Genomic DNA, 233 nt, shown 5'->3' on the forward strand with positions numbered 1-233 from the left:
TCTGAAGCCCTGCAGAACACTTCGTATTGGATCGACGAACGCAATACGCGCTTCCAGCCACGCTTTTTGATCACCAACGCCCAAATTGAAGATGCGGTCCTCAGTTCAATTGAAAACGTTCTCGGGGGCGAAGATCCAATGGCGGCGGCTGAAGCAGCCCAGCAAATCGTAGAAGAAAACAGGGAATAACAAGTCCATGAGAATCGCCAAATCCATCTACTTGTTCTTTCTTC

General features: G+C 48.9%; 1 pseudogene. It reads left to right on the forward strand.

The annotated features are described in order from the left end of the window. Window positions 1-189 (forward strand): annotated as a pseudogene (locus tag SB775_RS34175) (ABC transporter substrate-binding protein); the annotation flags it as partial. Between the last annotated feature and the right edge of the window lie 44 nt (window positions 190-233).

It is taken from the genome of Peribacillus sp. SIMBA_075, from assembly GCF_046534585.1.